The sequence below is a fragment of the Kosakonia sp. SOY2 genome (genome assembly GCF_027109175.1).
In the GTDB taxonomy this organism is placed as follows: domain Bacteria; phylum Pseudomonadota; class Gammaproteobacteria; order Enterobacterales; family Enterobacteriaceae; genus Kosakonia.
Genome location: NZ_JAPVXH010000002.1, coordinates 586,610 through 608,946, shown reverse-complemented (window position 1 = coordinate 608,946; position 22,337 = coordinate 586,610). Strand labels below are relative to the sequence as shown.

The window sequence follows — 22,337 nt, the reverse complement described above, 5'->3', positions numbered from 1 at the left end:
AAAGGAGCAAAGCATGTTTTCTGTCGGCGATATTGTGCAGCCACGCATTGGCGGGCCAAAATTGAAAGTTCTGGAAGTCCATCAGGATCAGATTGTCGCGGTTCCGGCCCACGACGAGCAGGCAGCAAAAATCACGCTGAAAGCGGAAGATGTCTCTTTGTATAAAGAAGACGGTGATTTTGGCGTCTGCTGATCGGCGGCGGTGGGCGTTCACCCACCGCTTAAAACTTCATTTCCATTCAAAAAAACCGCATAAACAAGCAACCTCATTTTCAGCACTAAACACTGCCATTCACGCTTAGTTAGCATAAAAAATGCTGCCTAATGTTTTATTTTCTTCCGCAAAGCATAGCGCTCTGAAACCCGCCCATTTTGTCACAGCCGCTCAGTGCGCCACATCACACAAAACATACAAGCATTTGATAAATAAAACATTTCATAACCAATCCAACAAAAATAATGAAATGCGTAAAATTCACGCAAACACAGAGCACTTTATCCAATAAAGAAAAGAAAATAAAAATTTATAGCTAGTTGTGAGTTTCAATGCAGACGGATAATCTACACACATCAAACCAGCCGTTTCAAAACGCTAACACGACCGTTCATTAGCCTGTTTATTGATTATCAAGGAGCACCACCATGTTCTCTTCGCAGTCTCGCCTGCGTCACGCCGCTGCGGACACCTTTGCTATGGTTGTCTACTGTTCGGTAGTGAACATGTTGATTGAAATATTTCTCTCCGGAATGAGCTTTGAACAGTCACTTTCATCGCGGCTGGTGGCTATCCCGGTGAACATTATTATCGCCTGGCCTTATGGCATGTACCGCGATGCATTTATGCGTTACGCCCGCCGTATTAGCCCGTCTGGCTGGATGAAAAATCTCGCCGATGTGCTGGCTTATGTGACCTTCCAGTCACCGGTGTATGTCGCTATTTTGTGGGGAGTCGGTGCCGACTGGCACCAGATTGTCGCCGCAGTCAGCTCCAATATTGTGCTGTCGATGATGATGGGCGCAGTGTACGGTTACTTCCTTGATTATTGCCGCCGCCTGTTCCGGGTGAGCAACTACCATCAGGCCAAGGCCTGATGGCGGGCGGCAGGCTTCGGTCTGTCGCCTTTTAATGCGCTTCGCCAAATAACCCCGTGATAAACTTTTCCAGCGCCACGCGCGAGCTAAAGCCGTGCGGAATGCCGTAATGCTCCTGCGCATCGCCGCCGAAATAGAGCGGGAAATTCTGGTAGTGATCGCACAGTTTGATGTCCGAGGCGGGTTCCGCAAGCGACGAACTGCGTTCTTTCAACGTGGGGTGGATCACCAGCGCCGTGCGTCCCATACGCGCTTCGCGGTTAACATACACATAATTTTCGCCACGGCGATAACCATAGGTTTTCGGCGTGGCCACATCCATGGTAAATCCCACTTTTTCCAGCACGCGCGCCACTTCATCGGGTCTTAAATACATAGATTTTCCTCGTCATCTTTCCAAAGCCTCGCCACCTTACATGACTGAGCATGGACCGTGACTCAGAAAATTCCACAAACGAACCTGAAAGGCGTGATTGCCGTCTGGCCTTGAAAATTATGGTCTAAACTAAAATTCACATCGAAAACGAGGGAGGATCCTATGTTTAACAGACCGAATCGCCGTGACGTAGATGAAGGTGTTGAGGATATTAACCACGATGTTAACCAGCTCGCTGACAGCCTCGAAGCCGTACTGAAATCCTGGGGCAGCGACGCGAAAGACGAAGCGGAAAGCGCGCGCCGTAAAGCACAGGCCCTGCTGAAAGAGACCCGCGCACGCATGCATGGCCGCAGCCGTGTGCAACAAGCGGCGAGAGACGCCGTGGGTTGTGCCGATACGTTTGTGAAAGACAAACCCTGGTGCAGCGTTGGCGCTGCCGCTGCGGTCGGTATTTTTCTTGGCGCGCTGCTGAGCTTGCGCCGCTAACAGATTTCCACCCTGCTGACCCCTGCTGGTTTCAACGCCCGCAGGGGTTTTTATTTGTCTGCACATGCCCTTTTCTGTACGAAACGCGTACACACCGCCCTTACCCATTGTTTCTATCCTCAGGGCAAAGCCTATGACAATTTCCTATATATTGTGTGGTTGCATCTTTAAATAACTACATCTAGTATTCAGATCAGTAACACAGACACTAACTGACGCGAACCTTCGCGCCGCCAATCCATTTTAGACGGAAATACGAATTATGCGCATTACCATTTACACTCGAAATGATTGTGTTCAGTGCCACGCCACCAAACGTGCGATGGAAAGCCGTGGCCTGGCGTTCGAAATGGTGAACGTTGACCACGTGCCGGAAGCGGCAGATGAGCTGCGTGCAATGGGCTTTCGTCAGTTACCGGTGGTTGTCGCCGGGGAAACAACATGGTCCGGTTTTCGCCCGGATATGATTAATCGCTTACATGCCGCGCCGAGCGTCGCCAGCGCATGAGCACTCTCGTCTACTTCTCCAGCAGCTCGGAAAACACGCAGCGTTTTATCGCGCGTCTCGGGCTGCCGGCCGTGCGCATTCCGCTTAATGAGCGTGAACGCCTCCAGGTAGACGAACCCTATATCCTGGTGGTGCCCAGTTATGGCGGTGGCGGTACGGCAGGTGCGGTTCCGCGCCAGGTGATCCGTTTTTTAAACGATCCGCACAATCGCGCATTGATTCGCGGCGTGATCGCCTCCGGCAACCGTAATTTCGGTGAAGCCTTTGGCCGCGCAGGCGATGTGATATCGCAAAAATGCGCCGTGCCGTATCTGTATCGTTTTGAGTTGATGGGCACTCAACAGGACATCGACAACGTGCGTAAAGGAGTGAGCGAATTTTGGCTACGACAACCGCAGAGCGCGTGATGCAATCCGCGCCCGATTTCCACGCGCTGAATGCGATGCTGAATCTTTATGATAAAGACGGCCGCATTCAGTTTGATAAAGACCGCGAGGCGGTGGACGCCTTTATGGCAACCCATGTGCGCCCGAATACCGTGACGTTTAACAGCCAGGATGAACGTCTGAACTGGCTGGTGGCGGAAGGTTATTACGACGACAGCGTGCTGGCCCGTTACGACCGCGCGTTCGTCGTTGACCTGATTGCCGATGCGCACGCCAGCGGTTTTCGCTTCCAGACCTTTCTCGGCGCATGGAAGTTTTACACCAGCTACACCCTGAAAACCTTTGATGGTAAACGCTATCTTGAACATTTCGAAGATCGCGCCTGCATGGTGGCGCTGACGCTGGCGCAGGGCGATAAAACGCTGGCGCGCCAGTTAACCACCGAGATCCTCTCAGGCCGTTTTCAGCCCGCGACGCCAACGTTCCTCAACTGCGGCAAACAGCAGCGCGGCGAGCTGGTCTCCTGCTTCCTGTTACGCATTGAAGACAATATGGAGTCGATTGGCCGCGCGGTGAATTCCGCGTTGCAGCTTTCCAAACGCGGCGGCGGCGTGGCATTTCTGCTCTCCAACCTGCGCGAAGCCGGCGCGCCGATCAAGCGCATTGAAAACCAGTCCTCCGGGGTGATCCCGGTGATGAAAATGCTGGAAGATGCCTTTTCCTATGCCAACCAGCTTGGCGCACGCCAGGGCGCAGGCGCGGTTTATCTGCACGCGCACCACCCGGATATTCTGCGTTTTCTCGATACCAAGCGCGAAAACGCCGACGAGAAAATCCGTATCAAAACCCTGTCGCTGGGCGTGGTGATCCCGGATATCACTTTCCGTCTGGCGAAAGCGAACGCTGAGATGGCGCTGTTCTCGCCCTATGATATCGAGCGTTTATACGGCAAACCGTTCGGCGACGTAGCCATCAGCGAGATGTACGAGCAGTTGCTGGCCGACGATCGCGTGCGTAAAAGCTACATTAATGCCCGCGATTTCTTCCAGACGCTGGCGGAAATCCAGTTTGAATCCGGCTACCCGTACATCATGTTTGAAGATACGGTCAACCGCGCCAATCCGATTGCCGGTCGCATTAACATGAGCAACCTGTGCTCGGAAATTTTGCAGGTCAGCAGCGCCTCGACCTTCGATGAGAATTTTGATTACGCCAATACCGGGCGCGATATCTCCTGCAACCTTGGCTCGCTGAACATTGCGCACACCATGGATTCCCCGAACTTTGGCCGCACAGTGGAAACCGCCATTCGCGGTTTAACCGCGGTGTCTGACATGAGCCATATCCGCTCGGTGCCCTCGGTGGAAAACGGCAATGCCGCCTCGCACGCCATCGGGCTTGGGCAGATGAACCTGCACGGTTATCTGGCGCGCGAAGGCATCGCCTATGGCAGCGAAGAGGGACTGGATTTCACCAATTTCTACTTCTACACCATTACCTGGCATGCGCTGCATACCTCAATGATGATCGCCCGCGAGCGCGGTCAGCATTTTGCCGGTTTCCCGGCCTCGCGCTACGCCAGCGGCGAGTATTTCAACCAGTACCTTGAGGGTAACTGGCAACCGAAAACGGAAAAAGTGCGGGCGCTGTTTGAACGTGCTGGCATCACCATCCCAACACGTGAAATGTGGCAACAACTGCGTGACGATGTGATGCGCTACGGGATCTACAACCAGAATCTGCAGGCCGTGCCGCCCACCGGGTCGATCTCGTATATCAATCACGCGACATCAAGCATTCACCCGATTGTGTCGAAAATTGAGATCCGCAAAGAGGGCAAGACCGGGCGCGTTTACTACCCGGCGCCATTTATGACCAACGACAACCTGGCGCTGTACGAAGACGCCTACGAAATCGGGCCGGAAAAGATCATTGATACCTACGCCGAGGCCACGCGCCATGTGGATCAGGGGCTCTCCCTAACGCTGTTCTTTAAAGACACCGCCACCACCCGCGATATCAACAAAGCGCAGATTTACGCCTGGAAAAAAGGCATTAAGTCGCTGTATTACATTCGCCTGCGCCAGCTTGCGCTGGAAGGCACCGAAATCCAGGGCTGCGTGTCCTGCGCGTTGTAAGGAGAAAAGGATGAGCCAACTATCACGCGTCAGCGCGGTGAACTGGAACAAAATCCAGGACGATAAAGACCTGGAAGTGTGGAATCGCCTGACCAGCAACTTCTGGTTGCCGGAAAAAGTGCCGCTATCGAACGATATTCCTGCCTGGCAGACGTTAAGCCCGGCAGAACAGCAGCTTACTATTCGCGTTTTTACCGGTCTGACGTTACTCGACACCATTCAGAACACCGTCGGCGCGCCCGCGTTGATGGCGGACGCGCTAACCCCGCACGAAGAGGCGGTGTTGTCGAATGTCAGCTTTATGGAAGCGGTGCATGCCCGCTCTTACAGCTCTATTTTCTCTACGCTGTGCCAGAGCAGAGATGTCGACGCCGCTTACAGCTGGAGCGAAGATAACCGCGCATTGCAGCGCAAAGCGCAACTGATCCTGCACTATTACCGCGCCGATGAACCGCTGAAGAAGAAGATCGCCAGCGTGTTTCTGGAATCATTCCTCTTCTATTCCGGTTTCTGGTTGCCGATGTACTGGTCGAGCCGCGGTAAGCTCACTAACACCGCCGATTTGATTCGCCTGATCATCCGCGATGAAGCGGTGCACGGCTACTACATTGGTTATAAGTACCAGAAAGGGCTGGAAAAAGTGAGCGCGGAAAAACGCGAGGAGTTGAAAACGTTCGCGCTGGATCTGCTGATGGATCTCTACGAGAACGAACTCAGTTACACCGACGATCTGTACGCCGGGAGCGGCTGGGCCGAAGATGTGAAAGCGTTTCTCTGTTACAACGCCAACAAGGCGCTGATGAACCTCGGTTACGAGCCATTATTCCCGCCGGAAATGGCCGACGTGAACCCGGCAATTTTGTCCGCGCTCTCGCCAAATGCCGATGAAAATCATGACTTCTTCTCCGGCTCCGGCTCGTCATACGTGATGGGCAAAGCCGTCGAAACCGAAGATGAAGACTGGAACTTCTAATCTTTCATTCCTCTCCTGAAAGGGAGAGGAATATTCCCGTTGATATTGCACTTAAAATAACCCGCCACGAAAAAAGGATATTATTATTTTAATAATGCCTTCGTGATTTCCCGGCACAATATCCCTTCAGCTTCTACACTGTAATTGTTTCGTCATTTTCATCTGAATCAGCACTATTCAGGTGCGATTCCCCGATGATTTTCAAAAAAATCTCATCCGCCGCCAGCCCTTATTTCATGGGAAATCGCGGCAATTATCGCTTAAGCAAATTCTTAAAGACGGGAAATTCAGGGTTGTCTCAGATTCTGAGTATGCTAGGGTATATCCAGTCAATTATTCTCACCAGGTACGATATCGACACAATAAATAACAGGAACTCTATTATTGCATGGCAATTAAATTAGAAGTTAAAAACCTTTATAAGATATTTGGCGAGCATCCGCAGCGGGCTTTCAAATATATTGAAAAAGGACTTTCGAAAGAACAAATTCTGGAAAAAACGGGTCTATCGCTTGGCGTGAAAGACGCCAGTCTGGCCATTGAAGAAGGCGAGATATTTGTCATCATGGGGTTATCCGGATCGGGTAAATCCACTATGGTACGCCTTCTCAATCGCCTGATTGAACCCACCCGCGGACAGGTGCTGATTGACGGCGTGGATATCGCCAAAATATCAGACGCCGAATTACGCGAGGTGCGCAGGAAAAAGATTGCGATGGTCTTCCAGTCATTTGCGCTAATGCCCCATATGACGGTGCTGGATAATGCCGCCTTTGGCATGGAATTAGCCGGTATTCCGGCGCACGAACGCCAGGAAAAAGCGCTGGACGCGCTGCGTCAGGTTGGGCTGGAGAATTATGCGCACAGTTATCCGGATGAACTTTCTGGCGGTATGCGCCAGCGTGTTGGTCTGGCGCGCGCATTAGCCATCAACCCCGATATCTTATTAATGGATGAAGCCTTCTCCGCGCTCGATCCATTAATTCGCACCGAAATGCAGGATGAACTGGTAAAGCTTCAGGCCCGCTACCAGCGCACCATTGTATTTATTTCCCACGATCTGGATGAAGCCATGCGTATTGGCGACAGGATTGCCATTATGCAAAACGGTGAAGTGGTACAGGTCGGCACGCCGGATGAAATATTGAATAATCCGGCCAATGATTATGTGCGCACCTTCTTCCGTGGTGTGGATATTAGTCAGGTATTTAGCGCCAAAGATATTGCACGGCGTACTCCCGTTGGGCTGATTCGCAAAACGCCAGGCTTCGGCCCGCGTTCGGCGCTGAAAGTGTTGCAGGATGAAGATCGTGAATTCGGGTATGTGATTGAACGCGGCAATAAGTTTGTCGGCGTTGTTTCCATCGACTCCCTGAAAGAGGCGCTCGGTCAAAGCCAGGGGATCGAGGCGGCGTTAATCGACTCCCCGCTTGCGGTGGATGCCGAAACGCCGCTCAGCGAGTTGCTCTCCCACGTTGGACAAGCGCCCTGCGCCGTACCGGTGGTCGGTGAAGAGCAACAGTATGTGGGCATCATCTCTAAACGGATGCTGCTGCAGGCTTTAGATCGCGAGGGGGCAAACAATGGCTGATCAAAACAACCCGTGGGATAGCGCACCGGCAACCGACAACGCCGCGCAGTCTGCGGATGCCTGGGGCGGCGGCAGTAGCGCACCAGCCGATGGCGGCAGCGCTGACTGGCTGCACAGCGCGCCGGCACCCGCGCCGGAACACTTCAATATTATGGATCCGTTCCACAAGACGCTGATCCCGCTCGATAGCTGGGTAACGCAGGCGATCGACTGGGTGGTGATGCACTTCCGCCCGTTGTTTCAGGGCATTCGCGTGCCGGTGGATTACATCCTCAGCGCATTCCAGCAGATGCTGCTGGGCATGCCCGCGCCGGTGGCGATTATTCTTTTCTCGCTGATCGCCTGGCAGATGAGCAGCGCCGGAATGGGCGTTGCCACGCTGGTATCACTGATTGCTATTGGTGCTATCGGTGCCTGGTCGCAGGCGATGGTGACATTGGCGCTGGTACTGACCGCCCTGCTGTTCTGCGTGGTGATCGGTTTGCCAATGGGCATCTGGCTGGCACGTAGCCAGCGCGCGGCGAAAATCGTTCGCCCGCTGCTGGATGCGATGCAGACCACCCCCGCGTTTGTCTACCTGGTGCCGATTGTGATGCTGTTTGGTATCGGCAACGTACCGGGCGTGGTGGTGACGATTATCTTCGCCCTGCCGCCGGTGGTGCGTCTGACTATTCTCGGCATCAACCAGGTGCCGGCCGATTTGATCGAAGCCTCGCGCTCATTTGGCGCAAGCCCGCGCCAGATGTTGTTTAAAGTACAGTTACCGCTGGCCATGCCCACCATTATGGCGGGAATTAACCAGACGTTGATGCTTGCCCTCTCCATGGTAGTGATCGCCTCGATGATCGCCGTTGGCGGGCTTGGCCAGATGGTACTGCGCGGTATTGGCCGCCTTGATATGGGGCTTGCCACCGTTGGCGGCGTGGGGATTGTTATCCTCGCTATCATTCTCGACCGCCTGACGCAGGCTGTCGGTCGCGATTCCCGCAGCCGCGGTAATCGCCGCTGGTATCAAACCGGCCCGCTGGGTCTGCTGACCCGCCCTTTCGCTAAATAATCTGTCGCCCGGCAACTCGCCGGGCAGCAGTATCCCACCTGAACAATAAGGAACAACGATGCGACATAGCGTACTTTTTGCCACAGCGTTTGCCACCCTTGTCTCGACCAGTGCATTTGCTGCGGACGCAGAACTGCCAGGCAAAGGCATCACCGTGAAGCCTTTTCAAAGCACTATTGCCGAAGAGAGTTTCCAGACATTGCTGGTGAGCCGCGCCCTTGAAAAACTCGGTTACACCGTGAATACCCCGGACGAAGTGGATTACAACGTGGGTTACACCTCAATGGCGGCGGGCGATGTCACCTTTACCGCCGTCAACTGGCAACCGCTGCATGACGACATGTATGCCGCCGCCGGAGGCGACAAAAAATTCTACCGTGAAGGCACCTATGTCACCGGCGCGGCGCAGGGGTATTTGATCGATAAGAAAACCGCCGAGAAATATCACATCACCAATATCGAGCAGCTAAAGGATCCGAAAATCGCCAGGCTGTTTGACGGTAACGGCGACGGCAAAGCCGACATGATGGGTTGCTCACCGGGCTGGGGCTGCGAAGCGGTGATTAACCACCAGCATCAGGCTTATGGTCTGGAAAACACTGTCACCGTTAGCCACGGGAACTACTCAGCGATGATGGCGGATACCATTACCCGTTTCAAAGAGGGTAAACCGGTGCTCTATTACACCTGGACGCCGTACTGGGTCAGCGACGTGCTGAAACCGGGTAAAGATGTGGTCTGGCTGCAAGTGCCGTTCTCTTCCCTGCCGGGGGAACAGAAAGATATCGACACCAAACTGCCAAACGGCATGAACTACGGGTTCCCGGTGAATACCATGCATATTGTTGCCAACAAAGCCTGGGCCGAGAAAAACCCGGCGGCGGCGAAACTTTTCGCCGTGATGAAACTGCCGCTGGCCGATATCAATGCCGAAAACGCCATGATGCATGCAGGCAAATCCTCTGAAGCGGATATTCAGGGTCACGTTGATGGCTGGATCAAAGCGCACCAGCAGCAGTTCGACGGCTGGATCAAAGAGGCGCTTGCCGCACAGAAATAACCTGTCGCCGTCACCCCTTCAACAGCGCCATCGGTTTTTTGCCGGATGGCGCTTTTGCTTATTCAGGCAGTACCTGTTCGCCTGTTTACCTGTTACCCGTTACCCGTTACCCGTTGCCCGTTACCCGTTGCCCGTTGCCCGTTGCCCGTTGCCTGTTGCCTGTTGCCTGTTGCCTGTTGCCTGTTGCCTGTTGCCTGTTGCCTGTTGCCTGTTGTCTGTTGTCTGTTGCCTGTTGCCTGTTGCCTGTTGCCTGTTGCCTGTTGCCTGTTGCCTGTTGCCTGTTGCCTGTTGCCTGTTGCCTGTTGCCTGTTGCCTGTTGCCTGTTGCCTGTTGCCTGACAGGGTACGTTACCGCACGTTCCGACACGCGATCTTCCTCACAAAATTCAATCTATTGGCTATGATGAGTGTCTGGAAAAAACATACCTGACTGACAACGCCAATGAACACACCGAACCAGGGTCTCAGCCCGGCGCTGATTGCGCTGATGTCCGTTGCCACCGGCCTCGCCGTCGCCAGCAACTACTATGCACAACCGCTCCTCGATACCATCGCCCACGCCTTTTCGCTCACGCCCAACCAGGCCGGATTTATTGTTACCGCCGCCCAGCTTGGCTACGCCGCCGGGCTGTTATTTCTCGTGCCGCTTGGCGATATGTTCGAACGACGTTCGCTGATCGTACTGATGACACTGCTGTCGGCAGGCGGCATGCTGATCACCGCCAGTAGTTCGTCGCTCGGTCTGATGATCCTCGGCACGGCGCTGACCGGGTTGTTTTCCGTGGTAGCACAAATTCTCGTACCGCTGGCCGCCACGCTGGCAACCCCGGACAAACGCGGCAAAGTGGTGGGCACGATCATGAGCGGTCTGCTGCTCGGCATTTTGCTGGCGCGCACCGTTGCCGGATTACTGGCAAGCCTCGGCGGCTGGCGCACGGTTTACTGGGTCGCCAGCGTATTAATGGTGCTGATGGCACTGGCGCTGTGGCGCGGGCTGCCGAAAATCAAGCAAGATAATCATCTTAATTACCTGCAACTGCTTGGCTCGATATTTGGCCTGTTTGCCGGTGACAAACTGTTACGTACCCGGGCAATGCTTGGCTGCCTGAGCTTTGCGAACTTCAGCATTTTGTGGACGTCAATGGCGTTCCTGCTGGCCTCACCGCCGTTTCAGTTCTCCGAGGCGACGATCGGACTGTTTGGCCTGGTGGGCGCCGCAGGCGCCCTTGGCGCGCGGCAGGCCGGTGGGCTGGCGGATCGGGGTCACTCCCATCTCACCACCACCGGCGGCCTGATCCTGTTGCTGCTCTCGTGGGTGGCTATCTGGCTTGGATACAGCTCGGTTATCGCCTTGATTATTGGCATTATCGTGCTGGATCTCACCGTGCAGGGGGTGCATATCACCAACCAGACGGTTATCTATCGCGTAAAACCGGACGCGCGAAACCGCCTGACCGCCGGGTATATGACCAGCTATTTTATTGGCGGCGCGGCGGGCTCGCTGATCTCCGCTTCCGCATGGCAACACGCCGGCTGGACAGGAGTTTGCCTGGCGGGTAGCGTTCTGGCACTGCTGAATCTGCTGGTTTGGTGGCGAGGATTTCACCGCCAGGAGGCGGCAATCTAAGCACTCCCCCACGTTTGCACGTTTCGGAGGAACACCGGGGTGTTAACGAGTCCCTCAGTCTGTTAAGGTTATGGGACTTGTTTATCCCGGTTATATTAACGTGGGTGATATATAACAAACATTATGGATATGGATAGTTCAGTAACCGCAACAAAGAGCACGTCTGACCAGAGCGCGACATTTCTGGAGGGTATCAAAGACAGCCTTCCCATCGTTTTGAGTTACGTCCCCGTCGCGTTTGCCTTTGGCATGAATGCCACCAAACTCGGTTTTACCCCACTCGAAAGCGTTTTCTTCTCCTGCATTATTTATGCGGGTGCCAGCCAGTTCGTCATCACCACCATGCTTGCCGCAGGTAGCGCATTATGGGTTGCCGCGCTGACTGTGATGGCCATGGATGTTCGCCACGTGCTTTATGGCCCGTCGCTGCGCAGCCGTATTCTGCAACCACTCAAAAACCGCAAAACGGCCGTCTGGGCTTTTGGCCTGACGGATGAGGTATTTGCCGCCGCCACCGCGAAGCTGGTGCGTGATAACCGTCGCTGGAGCGAAAACTGGATGATCGGCATCGCCTTCTTTTCCTGGCTTTCATGGGTGGCAGGCACGGTGCTGGGTGCGTTTTCCGGCGACGGGCTGCTCGATGGTTACCCGGCGGTGGAACCGGCGTTAGGATTTATGTTGCCCGCGCTGTTTATGAGTTTCCTGCTGGCCTCGTTCCAGCGTCGCCAGATAAGTGCCGTGACGGCGGCGCTGCTCGGCGCACTGGCGGGCGTCACGCTGTTTTCCATTCCTGCCGCGATTCTGGCGGGGATTTTCGCCGGTTGCCTGGCCGCGCTGGTACAGGCGTTTTATCAAGGAGCATCGGATGCGCAATGAGGTGCTGCTGCTCGGCCTGCTGGTGGGCTGCGCCAATTTTTTATTCCGTTATCTGCCGTTGCGTATCCGCGCCGGACAGTCGCGCCCGGCGAAACGCGGCGTGAGCGGTGTGTTTTTGGACACCATTGGCATTGCGTCCATCTGCGCGCTGCTGGTGGTTTCCTGCGTGCCGGAAATCGCCGCCGACAGCCGCCGTTTGCTGCCGACACTTGCCGGTTTCGCGGTGCTCGGCGTGAGTTTCTGGAAAACACGCAGCATTATTCTCCCCACGCTACTGAGCGCTTTCGCGTACGGAATCGTCTGGAAACTCCTGGCAGATGCATAGATAAGGCAAATTTATTACTACAAATAATACATTTACTTTATTTGTCACTGTCGTTACTATATCGACTGCAATTAATGAGGTTATACCCAAATGGATAGTTCGTTTACGCCCATTGAACAAATGCTTAAGTTTCGCGCCAGCCGCTATGAAGATTTCCCGTTTCAGGAAATTCTGTTAACCCGCCTGTGTATGCATATGCAGGGCAAGTTGCTGGAAAACCGCAATAAGATGCTGAAAGCGCAGGGCATTAACGAGACATTGTTTATGGCGCTGATTACCCTGGAATCCCAGGAAAATCATAGTATTCAGCCTTCTGAGCTGAGTAGCGCGCTGGGATCATCCCGTACCAATGCGACACGCATCGCTGATGAGCTGGAAAAGCGCGGCTGGATTGAGCGTCGCGAAAGCGATAACGATCGTCGCTGTCTGCACCTGCAACTGACCGAGAAAGGTCACGAGTTCCTGCGCCAGGTTCTGCCCCCGCAGCATAACTGCCTGCATCAACTCTGGTCTTCGCTGAGCGTTGGCGAGAAAGATCAGCTTGAGCATATCACCCGAAAACTCCTGACGCGTCTCGACCAGATGGAAGAGGACGACGTCATTCTCGAGGCGTTACGCTAACGCGATAAGACGCTCGAATATCCAGGATATAAGAATACTGAAAAGCCAGTATCTACTGGCTTTTTTGGCAAAAACAGGCCGGCGTTTGCCGGGATGAAAATAAGAAGATCGTGGAGAAAAGCATGAGCGCAAATGCGGAGAGTCAAACCCCGCAGCAACCGGTCAAAAAGAAAGGCAAACGTAAAAACGCCCTTCTTCTGCTGACCTTGCTCTTTATTGTTATTGCCGTGGCATACGGGATTTATTGGTTTTTGGTACTGCGTCACTTCGAGGAGACCGATGACGCGTACGTGGCAGGGAACCAGGTACAAATCATGGCGCAGGTGTCCGGCAGCGTGACGAAAGTCTGGGCCGATAACACTGATTTCGTAAAACAGGGCGATGTGCTGGTAACGTTGGACGCAACTGACGCGCAGCAGGCGTTTGAAAAAGCGCAAACCGCGCTGGCAAGCAGCGTTCGCCAGACCCGCCAGTCAATCATCAACAGCAAACAGTTGCAGGCGAGCATTGAGCTGAAAAAAACCGCCCTCGCCCAGGCGCAGAGCGATTTTAACCGCCGCGTGCCGCTCGGCAGTGCCAACCTGATTGGCCGTGAAGAGCTGCAACACGCCCGTGATGCCGTGGCCAGCGCGCAAGCAGAGCTGGATGTCGCCATTCAGCAGTACAACGCTAACCAGGCCATCGTGCTTGATACCCGTCTGGAAGATCAACCGGCGGTAAAACAAGCTGCGACCGAAGTTCGCAATAGCTGGCTGGCGCTGCAACGAACTAAAATCGTCAGCCCAATCACCGGCTACGTTTCCCGCCGCGCCGTGCAGCCTGGCGCACAGATCACAACGTCCACCGCGCTGATGGCTGTCGTTCCGGCCAGTAACCTGTGGGTGGATGCGAACTTTAAAGAGACGCAGCTTGCGCATATGCGTATTGGTCAGAGTGCCACCATCGTCAGTGACATTTACGGCGATGAAGTGAAGTACACCGGCAAAGTGGTTGGCCTGGATATGGGCACCGGCAGTGCGTTCTCGCTGCTGCCTGCGCAAAACGCCACCGGTAACTGGATCAAAGTGGTACAGCGTCTGCCGGTACGTATTGAGCTGGATGCAAAACAACTCGCCGACCATCCGCTGCGTATTGGTCTGTCCACGCTGGTGAAAGTGGATACCGCCGATCGTGAAGGTCAGGTGCTGGCAAGCCAGGTGCGCACCAGCCCGGCCTATGAAAGCAACGCCCGGGAAATCAGCCTTGAGCCGGTCAACACCTTGATCGAAAACATCGTGAAAGCCAACGCCGGTTAATCTGAGGTGAGTGCAATGCAACAGAAACCGCTGGAAGGCGCGCAGCTGGTCATTATGACCATTGCGTTGTCGCTTGCGACCTTCATGCAGGTGCTGGACTCGACCATCGCTAACGTTGCTATTCCGACTATTGCCGGTAACCTTGGCTCCTCGCTGAGCCAGGGTACCTGGGTGATCACCTCATTCGGGGTGGCAAACGCCATCTCGATTCCGATCACCGGCTGGCTGGCGAAACGCGTTGGGGAAGTGAAGCTGTTTCTCTGGTCTACCGTCGCCTTCGCAATTGCCTCCTGGGCGTGCGGCGTCTCCAGCAGTCTGGGAATGCTTATCTTCTTTCGCGTGATCCAGGGGATTGTCGCCGGGCCGCTGATCCCGCTGTCACAGAGTTTGCTGCTCAGCAACTATCCGCCTGCCAAGCGCTCTATCGCGCTGGCGCTGTGGTCAATGACGGTGATCGTCGCGCCGATTTGCGGGCCGATCCTCGGCGGCTATATCAGCGATAACTACCACTGGGGCTGGATCTTCTTTATCAACGTACCGATCGGTGCGCTGGTGGTGCTGCTGACGCTGCAAAGCCTGCGTGGGCGCGAAACGCGTACCGAGCAGCGGCGCATTGATGGCGTAGGGCTGGCGTTGCTGATCGTCGGTATCGGTAGCCTGCAGGTGATGCTCGACCAGGGTAAAGAGCTCGACTGGTTTAACTCGACGGAGATCATCGTGCTGACGATTGTCGCCGTGGTGTCGATAAGTTTCCTGGTGGTGTGGGAGTTGACCGACGATAACCCGATAGTCGATCTGTCGCTGTTTAAGTCACGCAACTTTACCATCGGCTGCTTGTGTATCAGCCTTGCCTATATGCTCTATTTCGGCGCGATTGTGTTGTTACCACAGTTGTTGCAGGAAGTGTATGGCTACACCGCGACCTGGGCGGGGCTGGCTTCTGCGCCGGTTGGCGTGATCCCGGTGCTGTTGTCGCCGATTATTGGCCGCTTCGCGCATAAGCTGGATATGCGCCGTCTGGTGACGTTCAGCTTTATTATGTATGCGGTGTGCTTCTACTGGCGTGCGTATACCTTCGAGCCGGGCATGGATTTCGGCGCTTCGGCGTGGCCTCAGTTCATTCAGGGTTTCGCGGTAGCGTGCTTCTTTATGCCGCTGACGACCATCACCCTTTCCGGTTTGCCACCAGAGCGACTGGCGGCGGCGTCGAGCCTGTCGAACTTCGCACGAACGCTGGCGGGCTCGATCGGAACCTCGATCACCACGACGCTGTGGACGAACCGGGAATCGATGCACCATGCGCAGCTTACAGAGTCGGTCAATCCGTACAATCCGAACTCGCAGGAAATCTATAACCAGCTGCAGGGAATGGGCATGTCGCAGCAACAGGCTTCCGGCTGGATAGCGCAGCAGATAACCAACCAGGGGCTGATTATCTCCGCCAATGAGATTTTCTGGTTCTCTGCGGGGGTGTTCCTGATCTTGCTGGGGCTGGTGTGGTTTGCCAAACCGCCATTTGGTGCGGGCGGCGGCGGCGGTGGCGCGCATTAACCTGAAAAGCAAATCGCCTCCTGATGGAGGCGATTTTTTTAATGGCTTGTTTTACTTCTCAATGCCGAGAACTTCCAGCGTCATCACGGAAGTCACGCCGGGCGGTACAGCGCCAGGTATACCTTCCTCGCCGTAAGCCAGCTCGGTGGGAACATAAATCTTCACTCTGCCACCCACGACCAGTTTTTTTACACCAGCACGCATCACCATCGGCAGCTCGCTCACACGCGCGGTGTTGATTTCATTCTGGGCGAGAACCTGCCCGGAGCTGACCTTTTCATCCACTTTGAAACGAATGACATCGGTATCGCCAATAGCGGCACCCGGCCCACGTTTTTCAACCAAATAGACCACGCCGTTATCCGCCTGCACCGCGCCCTTTAGCTTCGCCGCATCGGCCAGCAACTGCTGTCCTTGCTTCTTGTTACGGGTTATTTCGCGTTGCCGCGCATCGTCTACCTGCTTGTTGAGCGTACTGAGGATCTTTTCCAGCTCTGCATTCTGCATTTGCAGAGTGTTAGCGAATTTATCCTGCAAGCCCTGCAAAAAAGCCGTCGGCATAAATTTCTGCCTGATATCTTTGAGCACCTCGCTCTCAAGCTGGACTTTTGCCGCAAACCAGACACCCCAGGCATAGTTAACGCGAGCGTGTTCTGATTTGTTCGCCGCCAGTGAGAAGGCTGGCGAAGCCGCTTTCGTTGCTGCAGTTTTTGCTACAGCTGGCGTAGCCTGTGCCGCTGCGAGCTGCTGCTCCACTTGCGCTTTCTGCTCGCTACTCTGCTTCAGCTTCGCTTCCAGCTCGGCGAGCTGCGCACTCTGCCCGGTAGTTTGCTTTGTCGCCTCAGCCAGTTGCGCATCTGCTGCTTCGCGCGTTTTATTCGCCTCAGCGAGCTGTTTTTCCAAATCTGCCGTTTTCGCCGTCGCCAGCTGGCGTTTCTCCTCAGATGCCGCGGCCTGCTTTTTCGCTTCCGCCAGCTGCTGCTGCGCCAGCGCATTCTCTTCACTGCGCTGCTTCAGCTTCGCTTCCAGCTCGGCAAGTTGCGCGCTCTGCCCGGTAGTTTGCTTTGTCGCCTCAGCCAGTTGCGCATCTGCTGCTTCGCGCGTTTTATTCGCCTCAGCGAGCTGTTTTTCCAGCTCCGCCGTTTTCGCCGTTGCCAGCTGGCGTTTCTCCTCAGATTCAGCGGCCTGCTCTTTCGCTTCCGCCAGCTGCTGCTGCGCCAGCGCATTCTCTTCACTGCGCTGCTTCAGCTTCGCTTCCAGCTCGGCGAGCTGCGCACTCTGCCCGGTAGTTTGCTTTGTCACGTCAGCCAGTTGCGCATCTGCTGCTTCGCGCGTTTTAATCGCCACAGCGAGCTGTTTTTCCAGCTCCGCCGTTTTCGCCGTCTCCAGCTGACGTTTCTCCTCAGATGCCGCGCTCTGCTCTTTCGCCTCCGCCAGCTGTTGCTGCGCAAGCGCATTCTCTTCACTGCGCTGCTTCAGCTTCGCTTCCAACTCGGCGAGCTGCGCACTCTGCCCGGTAGTTTGCTTTGTCGCCTCAGCCAGTTGCGCATCTGCTGCTTCGCGCGTTTTATTCGCCTCAGCGAGCTGTTTTTCCAGATCTGCCGTTTTCGCCATCGCCAGCTGGCGTTTCTCCTCAGATGCAGCGGCCTGCTCTTTCGCCTCCGCCAGCTGCTGCTGTAGCACTTTGTTATCGTTGCTCATCGACTGGAGTTGTTCGGCGTCCTGGGGACGCGGCGTTGCCTGAACCGTATTTAACTGCTGTTTCGCTTGCGCTTTCTCTTCACTACTTTGCTTTAGCGCCTCCTCCAGCTTCTCAATACGGGATGCCTGCATACTCATCTTTTTCATGGCGGCATCGAGCTGGCTGTTTAATGCGTCACCGGATTTATTTGCCTGCGCCAGTTGTTGGCTAAGTGCCTGTAACTGCTGGCGCTGATTATCATCTTCACCAGACGCCTCCCCGGGTTTTACGATCGCGGCGGCCTGCTTTTTCCGTAGCGTTTTGATTTCATGCTGTAGCGCGGCAAGCTGGTCCTTAAGCTGCTTGATGTGTTGTTCACTCAAATCGGGTGTTGGCGCTGGCAGTTTCACAGGGGCCAGAGGTGACGGGACAACAACCTCCCCTGCGGCGCCCCGATCCACCGTAAACGGTGAGTTCGGTTCGGCCGATATGATATGTTCTTTGTTCAGGCGTTCGAGTAATAAATCGGGCTCAGCATAGACGGAAAGAGAGAAAACCGATAACAGTACAGCAGAGGAGTGGCGTAGTTTTATCATAACTGTTTCAGCGTATTTGCTCGGCTGGACATATTCGCGAATACCGCGCTGCGCACGCGAGAACAAACAACTTCTACCTTGTTATCAATTTCCGTTTTCATTATTTCAGCGGCGTTCTTATCAATTATTGGCTGATTTTTCTTATAGACTTCGTAGCTATTATTAATCGTCTTAAATTGCTGGGTGTAGGTTTGAAACGCCGATTTATCCAAACCTTTTAATGCGGTAAGCCATTCGTAGCACTGCTGCGCCTGCTGCTTCTGCGGGGAGTCTTTCACCACCGAAGGCACTGTTGATTTAACACATCCCGTTAATGCAAAAGATAACAAAAGGGAGACACATAAAAGGTAAAGTTGTGAGCGTCGCATAATATCCTCATCACTCAGACATATTCTTTCACTGAAATTCATTCAGTTAATAGATAAATTAAACATGGAATATCGGTCAAATAACAACGAGGATGAAAACTACCACGGCAGCATTTAAATAACAATAAGAAGACCCATACCCACAAAGGATATTGTTCTGACATCATTTATCTTTATATATATAGATAAATAATATTTTTAATGAATAAATAATATTGAAAGGCGTTTGAGTGAAAATAATAATGCCGCCTTCCGGGCAGAAAGGCGGCATGGGAAACTAGATATGCAGTTCCTGCAATTTTTCTTTCGGCAGGGCGAGTTCTTCGTTGCTGTTAACGCGAACATCGCGATCGAGGATGTGACGCGCGATTTCTTGCGCTTCTTCCAGAGAGTGCATCTGGTATGTCCCGCACTGATAGATATTCAGTTCCGGGATCTGGCTTTGATCTTTTACTTTCAGGACATCTGCCATCGCCGCTTTCCAGGCATCGGCGACGCGCTGCTCGTCCGGCGTACCGATCAGGCTCATGTAAAAACCGGTGCGGCAACCCATCGGAGAGATGTCGATGATCTCAACGCCGTTGCCGTTGAGGTGGTTACGCATAAAACCGGCGAACAGATGCTCCAGCGTATGGATACCTTTTTCCGGCATTACTTCTTTGTTCGGTACGCAGAAACGCAGGTCGAATACGGTAATGGTGTCGCCGTGCGGCGTGTCCATAGTCTTGGCAACACGGACTGCTGGCGCTTCCATACGGGTATGATCGACAGTGAAGCTATCCAATAATGGCATTTAGTCACCTCCGACAGTGATTTTTTAAAAATAAAATGAACTCTTTTTTCCCGTGCGAGTCTGAGTATATGAAAGACGCGCATTTGTTATCATCATCCCTGATCTTCAGAGATGAAATTTTGGCCACAGAGATGTGGCCTTTTTCTTTTGTATCAAGCGTGGCGCGCGAGTAACGCCTCGAATGACTCCGAATCTCCGGCTTCAACCTCTGCCTGACGCACCAGCGACGCTTTGCACTCGGCGATAAAATCTTCCTCAAGCAAAATTTCCAGTGGCTCTTCACGCAGCTGCGAACGGTACTGATCGCCCAGGGCTTTCCCCGTGCCGCCGATACCATTATCAATCATCGAGCGCAGAATGCGCGCAGAGAATGTCAATTCTGGATCGTCGAAGCTGGCAACCAACTGGTCGCACACTTTTTCGTACTCTTCGCCACCGTACACGCCATCCAGCGTCTGCGCTACTCGTTTCAGATCGCTAAACAGATCCTTACCGACCTGAGCGAGCGGGAACTGTGCGGTTTCGCAGCCCATTCCGAGCGTCAAACCGGGTTTACGCCCCTCAAGAATCACGCGATTCCAGTTAGTACGGGTGCACAGTAATTCATCGCTGCTCATTTCCGGCGCATCAGCCAGCGCGCACCAGACCATAAACAGATCGAGGAAGCGCACCTGCTGCTCATCAACGCCAATGGCGGTGAACGGATTGATATCCAGAGAACGAACTTCGATGTACTCAATGCCGCCGCGCAGCAACGCATCCGATGGTGTTTCGCCACTTCGGGTCACACGTTTCGGGCGAATGGGCGCATACAGCTCGTTTTCAATCTGCAGAATATTGGTGTTGATCTGTAAGTATTTGCCATCTTTTTTCAGACCAATTTTGGCGTATTCCTCAGAAGGCGTTTTGATTGCGCGCTTCAACGCCACCACATAGTCGTGCAGGTTATTGAAGGTAATACCAAGATTGCTTTGCGATTTATTGGTGTACCCGAGGTCGCTCAGGCGTAATGAGGTCGCATACGGCAAGTAGTACATACCGTTAGACGTTTTCTCAAACGGCAGCGTTGTCGGTTTCCCTTGCAGGAACGACGAGCAAATTGCTGGCGAAGCGCCAAACAGATACGGGATCACCCAGCCGAACCGATAGTAATTGCGGATGAGGCGGAAATACCCTTCCGATACCGATTCTTTATCCGTACTGCCGCTTTTCGCTTCCCAGAAAGCCATTGGCAGCGAGAAATTGTAATGTACGCCGGAAATGGTTTGCATGAGCGCGCCATAGCGATTTTTCAGCCCTTCGCGGTAGAGCGTTTTCAGGCGACCAATATTGGACGTGCCGTACTGCGCCAGCTCAATATCCTGACCATCTTTGATATAACACGGCATGCTCAACGGCCACATGCGTTCATCGCCAATCTGGCGCGCAGTGTAGCGATGAATGTCGCGCATGATAGTCAGCATATGATCGATATCGCCATCTACCGGAGTGATAAATTCCAGCAGTGCTTCAGCAAAATCGGTGGTGATCCATTTATGGGTCAGTGCTGAGCCAAGCACAGCCGCATGACCCGTAGTTGCCAGAGAGCCATCCGCATTTACGCGCAGCGTTTCACGCTCAAGACCGCGTTGTATCCCCTTCAGAGCTTGAGGATGTTTTTCCAGCCAGGACAGCGCCTGTGATACGTCCGGGATCAAATTGACCTCCCGCCTGTCATAATCATTTTATTAAGCATAATTGTAATGGTTGACGATTAAAGGTCACTCACTCAGTCCAATTAGTGCCACCACGTCATACCCTGCAGCGTTACAAAGGCAATCGCCAGATAGCGCAACGCTTTGCCAAGGCATAAAAAAATTACTACTGGCCCCCACGACAAGCGCATCCATCCTGCCAGCAGGCACAGCAAGTCGCCTATAACAGGCACCCAGCTTAACAACAGCGCTGCCGCGCCGTATCGTTTAAGCCAGTCAGTCGCTTTTTCCTGCCAGCGCGATGTTTTACGCTGCGGGAAGAAACGCCCAAGAATAACGTTAGTCAGCCCTCCAAGGCTATTACCCATTGTTGCTATTACAACAAGAAGCCAGGGCTGGCTAACGTGAGAAATGAGCATGGCAACCAGCACAACCTCAGAATTGCCAGGCAACAGCGTGGCGCTGAGAAAACTGCTGGAAAACAGTGACAACAACGACAGTGTGTCACTCACAATAAGCGAACGTCCACGACGTCCATACCGGCTGCACGCGCCGCCTCAAGCCCGAAATCCGCATCTTCGAAAACGATGCATTGCGTCGGTTCCACCCCCATGCTTTGTGCACAAAGCAGAAAAGTATCGGGCGCGGGTTTGTGATGTTTAACATGATCGGCTGCGATAACGGCGTCAAAGTAACCCCGCAGTCCAAGATGTGCCAACAACGCTTCCGCAATCGCGCTTTCGCTGCCCGTTCCTACAGACATCGGACGGCGACCATGCCACGCTTTCACGACCTCGATAAGCGGCAATGGGCGAACAGAGTCCAGCAACATCGCTTTTACCATCGCCGTTTTTTCCTGAGCCAACAGATGCGGATCGAGATCGCCCTGGTTGGCTTCAATAATGGATTGCGCGATACGCCAGGTTGGAGCGCCGTTAAGCCCAATCATTGCCTGTTCGTCAAAACGCATCCCATAACGCCCGAGCACTTCATGCCAGGCTTTACGGTGAGTTGGCTCTGTATCAAGAATAGTGCCATCCATATCGAAAATCAGACCAGCGTAACGTTCGTACATCATGTTCTCACAAAGCGGATAACAAACAGTTACTTTAACGTAAACAGTGATTTTTGTCGCTGCCAGCGAGTGAGAAGCATAGTGTTACGCATGATTTTGGCGGGATAACCGGTAAGACAAAGTTTTGTATTTTACTAAAGTGATGTGGTCAGGAGAATGGCGTTGC

General features: G+C 53.9%; 23 protein-coding genes. 16 read left to right on the top strand and 7 right to left on the bottom strand.

The annotated features are described in order from the left end of the window. Window positions 1–13: 13 nt before the first annotated feature. Window positions 14–193 (top strand): hypothetical protein, encoded by a 180-nt coding sequence (locus tag O3S68_RS15840; RefSeq protein ID WP_020454900.1) that lies wholly within the window; start codon window positions 14–16, stop codon window positions 191–193. A 449-nt stretch (window positions 194–642) separates the two neighbouring features. Continuing rightward, the gene (gene alaE / locus O3S68_RS15835) at window positions 643–1,092 is read left to right on the top strand and encodes an L-alanine exporter AlaE (protein WP_017459339.1); all 450 of its coding nucleotides are present in this window, start codon (window positions 643–645) and stop codon (window positions 1,090–1,092) included. Window positions 1,093–1,123: 31 nt separating this feature from the next. Here alaE and O3S68_RS15830 read toward each other — a convergent pair whose 3' ends face one another. Continuing rightward, complete coding sequence (locus O3S68_RS15830) at window positions 1,124–1,468, bottom strand: DUF2002 family protein (RefSeq protein ID WP_017459338.1); 345 nt, start codon at window positions 1,466–1,468, stop codon at window positions 1,124–1,126. Between the two features lie 162 nt (window positions 1,469–1,630). Between O3S68_RS15830 and O3S68_RS15825 the strand changes: the two genes are divergently transcribed. The 14 genes from O3S68_RS15825 (at window position 1,631) to emrB (ending at window position 15,964) form a co-directional block, all read left to right on the top strand. Next, a complete protein-coding gene (locus tag O3S68_RS15825; RefSeq protein ID WP_017459337.1) occupies window positions 1,631–1,957 on the top strand; it encodes a DUF883 domain-containing protein in 327 nt (108 codons plus the stop codon). 262 nt (window positions 1,958–2,219) lie between these two features. Further along, entirely contained in the window at window positions 2,220–2,465 is a 246-nt protein-coding gene (nrdH, locus tag O3S68_RS15820; protein ID WP_020454901.1) for a glutaredoxin-like protein NrdH, read from the top strand. Continuing rightward, window positions 2,462–2,872 (top strand): class Ib ribonucleoside-diphosphate reductase assembly flavoprotein NrdI, encoded by a 411-nt coding sequence (gene nrdI, locus O3S68_RS15815; protein WP_020454902.1) that lies wholly within the window; start codon window positions 2,462–2,464, stop codon window positions 2,870–2,872. The genes nrdH and nrdI overlap by 4 nt, the downstream gene beginning before the upstream one ends. Continuing rightward, window positions 2,845–4,989: a class 1b ribonucleoside-diphosphate reductase subunit alpha gene (gene nrdE, locus O3S68_RS15810; protein WP_269231901.1), complete on the top strand. Its 2,145-nt coding sequence runs from the start codon at window positions 2,845–2,847 to the stop codon at window positions 4,987–4,989. Before nrdI ends, nrdE begins: the two co-directional genes overlap by 28 nt. Window positions 4,990–4,999: 10 nt before the next feature. Continuing rightward, window positions 5,000–5,962 carry a class 1b ribonucleoside-diphosphate reductase subunit beta gene (gene nrdF, locus O3S68_RS15805; protein ID WP_269231900.1) on the top strand — a complete coding sequence of 321 codons (963 nt, stop codon included), beginning with the start codon at window positions 5,000–5,002 and terminating at the stop codon, window positions 5,960–5,962. 388 nt (window positions 5,963–6,350) lie between these two features. Further along, entirely contained in the window at window positions 6,351–7,553 is a 1,203-nt protein-coding gene (proV, locus tag O3S68_RS15800) for a glycine betaine/L-proline ABC transporter ATP-binding protein ProV (RefSeq protein WP_269231899.1), read from the top strand. Beyond that, entirely contained in the window at window positions 7,546–8,610 is a 1,065-nt protein-coding gene (gene proW / locus O3S68_RS15795) for a glycine betaine/L-proline ABC transporter permease ProW (RefSeq protein WP_020454906.1), read from the top strand. The genes proV and proW overlap by 8 nt, the downstream gene beginning before the upstream one ends. A gap of 58 nt (window positions 8,611–8,668) precedes the next feature. Then, the gene (gene proX, locus O3S68_RS15790; RefSeq protein WP_020454907.1) at window positions 8,669–9,670 is read left to right on the top strand and encodes a glycine betaine/L-proline ABC transporter substrate-binding protein ProX; all 1,002 of its coding nucleotides are present in this window, start codon (window positions 8,669–8,671) and stop codon (window positions 9,668–9,670) included. 441 nt (window positions 9,671–10,111) lie between these two features. After that, window positions 10,112–11,296: an MFS transporter gene (locus O3S68_RS15785; RefSeq protein WP_269231898.1), complete on the top strand. Its 1,185-nt coding sequence runs from the start codon at window positions 10,112–10,114 to the stop codon at window positions 11,294–11,296. Window positions 11,297–11,425: 129 nt separating this feature from the next. After that, the gene (locus tag O3S68_RS15780) at window positions 11,426–12,172 is read left to right on the top strand and encodes an AzlC family ABC transporter permease (protein ID WP_269231897.1); all 747 of its coding nucleotides are present in this window, start codon (window positions 11,426–11,428) and stop codon (window positions 12,170–12,172) included. Continuing rightward, entirely contained in the window at window positions 12,162–12,497 is a 336-nt protein-coding gene (gene ygaH / locus O3S68_RS15775) for an L-valine transporter subunit YgaH (protein ID WP_269231896.1), read from the top strand. Before O3S68_RS15780 ends, ygaH begins: the two co-directional genes overlap by 11 nt. Window positions 12,498–12,587: 90 nt before the next feature. Beyond that, window positions 12,588–13,118, top strand: a complete 531-nt coding sequence (gene mprA / locus O3S68_RS15770; RefSeq protein WP_020454911.1) for a transcriptional repressor MprA — start codon at window positions 12,588–12,590, stop codon at window positions 13,116–13,118. Between the two features lie 50 nt (window positions 13,119–13,168). Beyond that, entirely contained in the window at window positions 13,169–14,413 is a 1,245-nt protein-coding gene (emrA, locus tag O3S68_RS15765) for a multidrug efflux MFS transporter periplasmic adaptor subunit EmrA (RefSeq protein ID WP_304465993.1), read from the top strand. Between the two features lie 15 nt (window positions 14,414–14,428). Continuing rightward, window positions 14,429–15,964, top strand: coding sequence for a multidrug efflux MFS transporter permease subunit EmrB (emrB, locus tag O3S68_RS15760; protein WP_020454913.1), 1,536 nt, complete (start codon window positions 14,429–14,431; stop codon window positions 15,962–15,964). Between the two features lie 51 nt (window positions 15,965–16,015). Here emrB and O3S68_RS15755 read toward each other — a convergent pair whose 3' ends face one another. From O3S68_RS15755 to yqaB, 6 genes are all read right to left on the bottom strand, one after another. After that, complete coding sequence (locus tag O3S68_RS15755; RefSeq protein WP_269231895.1) at window positions 16,016–18,241, bottom strand: FKBP-type peptidyl-prolyl cis-trans isomerase N-terminal domain-containing protein; 2,226 nt, start codon at window positions 18,239–18,241, stop codon at window positions 16,016–16,018. Continuing rightward, the gene (locus O3S68_RS15750) at window positions 18,238–18,609 is read right to left on the bottom strand and encodes a hypothetical protein (RefSeq protein WP_238328387.1); all 372 of its coding nucleotides are present in this window, start codon (window positions 18,607–18,609) and stop codon (window positions 18,238–18,240) included. The genes O3S68_RS15755 and O3S68_RS15750 overlap by 4 nt, the downstream gene beginning before the upstream one ends. Before the next feature lie 277 nt (window positions 18,610–18,886). After that, complete coding sequence (gene luxS, locus O3S68_RS15745) at window positions 18,887–19,402, bottom strand: S-ribosylhomocysteine lyase (RefSeq protein ID WP_071925219.1); 516 nt, start codon at window positions 19,400–19,402, stop codon at window positions 18,887–18,889. A 152-nt stretch (window positions 19,403–19,554) separates the two neighbouring features. Further along, window positions 19,555–21,099, bottom strand: a complete 1,545-nt coding sequence (gene gshA / locus O3S68_RS15740; RefSeq protein WP_269231894.1) for a glutamate--cysteine ligase — start codon at window positions 21,097–21,099, stop codon at window positions 19,555–19,557. A gap of 80 nt (window positions 21,100–21,179) precedes the next feature. Beyond that, window positions 21,180–21,608, bottom strand: a complete 429-nt coding sequence (locus O3S68_RS15735; RefSeq protein WP_017459318.1) for a YqaA family protein — start codon at window positions 21,606–21,608, stop codon at window positions 21,180–21,182. Then, entirely contained in the window at window positions 21,605–22,171 is a 567-nt protein-coding gene (gene yqaB, locus O3S68_RS15730; RefSeq protein ID WP_269232026.1) for a fructose-1-phosphate/6-phosphogluconate phosphatase, read from the bottom strand. Before yqaB ends, O3S68_RS15735 begins: the two co-directional genes overlap by 4 nt. Between the last annotated feature and the right edge of the window lie 166 nt (window positions 22,172–22,337).

Coding starts and splice junctions, on each gene's coding strand:
- ygaH (WP_269231896.1), top strand. CDS start 12,162: ATGCGCAATGAGGTGCTGCTGCTCGGCCTGCTGGTGGGCTGCGCCAAT.
- O3S68_RS15780 (WP_269231897.1), top strand. CDS start 11,426: ATGGATAGTTCAGTAACCGCAACAAAGAGCACGTCTGACCAGAGCGCG.
- nrdH (WP_020454901.1), top strand. CDS start 2,220: ATGCGCATTACCATTTACACTCGAAATGATTGTGTTCAGTGCCACGCC.
- proW (WP_020454906.1), top strand. CDS start 7,546: ATGGCTGATCAAAACAACCCGTGGGATAGCGCACCGGCAACCGACAAC.
- nrdI (WP_020454902.1), top strand. CDS start 2,462: ATGAGCACTCTCGTCTACTTCTCCAGCAGCTCGGAAAACACGCAGCGT.
- nrdF (WP_269231900.1), top strand. CDS start 5,000: ATGAGCCAACTATCACGCGTCAGCGCGGTGAACTGGAACAAAATCCAG.
- luxS (WP_071925219.1), bottom strand. CDS start 19,402: ATGCCATTATTGGATAGCTTCACTGTCGATCATACCCGTATGGAAGCG.
- O3S68_RS15840 (WP_020454900.1), top strand. CDS start 14: ATGTTTTCTGTCGGCGATATTGTGCAGCCACGCATTGGCGGGCCAAAA.
- proV (WP_269231899.1), top strand. CDS start 6,351: ATGGCAATTAAATTAGAAGTTAAAAACCTTTATAAGATATTTGGCGAG.
- proX (WP_020454907.1), top strand. CDS start 8,669: ATGCGACATAGCGTACTTTTTGCCACAGCGTTTGCCACCCTTGTCTCG.
- O3S68_RS15750 (WP_238328387.1), bottom strand. CDS start 18,609: ATGCGACGCTCACAACTTTACCTTTTATGTGTCTCCCTTTTGTTATCT.
- mprA (WP_020454911.1), top strand. CDS start 12,588: ATGGATAGTTCGTTTACGCCCATTGAACAAATGCTTAAGTTTCGCGCC.
- emrB (WP_020454913.1), top strand. CDS start 14,429: ATGCAACAGAAACCGCTGGAAGGCGCGCAGCTGGTCATTATGACCATT.
- alaE (WP_017459339.1), top strand. CDS start 643: ATGTTCTCTTCGCAGTCTCGCCTGCGTCACGCCGCTGCGGACACCTTT.
- O3S68_RS15825 (WP_017459337.1), top strand. CDS start 1,631: ATGTTTAACAGACCGAATCGCCGTGACGTAGATGAAGGTGTTGAGGAT.
- O3S68_RS15755 (WP_269231895.1), bottom strand. CDS start 18,241: ATGATAAAACTACGCCACTCCTCTGCTGTACTGTTATCGGTTTTCTCT.
- O3S68_RS15830 (WP_017459338.1), bottom strand. CDS start 1,468: ATGTATTTAAGACCCGATGAAGTGGCGCGCGTGCTGGAAAAAGTGGGA.
- O3S68_RS15785 (WP_269231898.1), top strand. CDS start 10,112: ATGAACACACCGAACCAGGGTCTCAGCCCGGCGCTGATTGCGCTGATG.
- yqaB (WP_269232026.1), bottom strand. CDS start 22,171: ATGTACGAACGTTACGCTGGTCTGATTTTCGATATGGATGGCACTATT.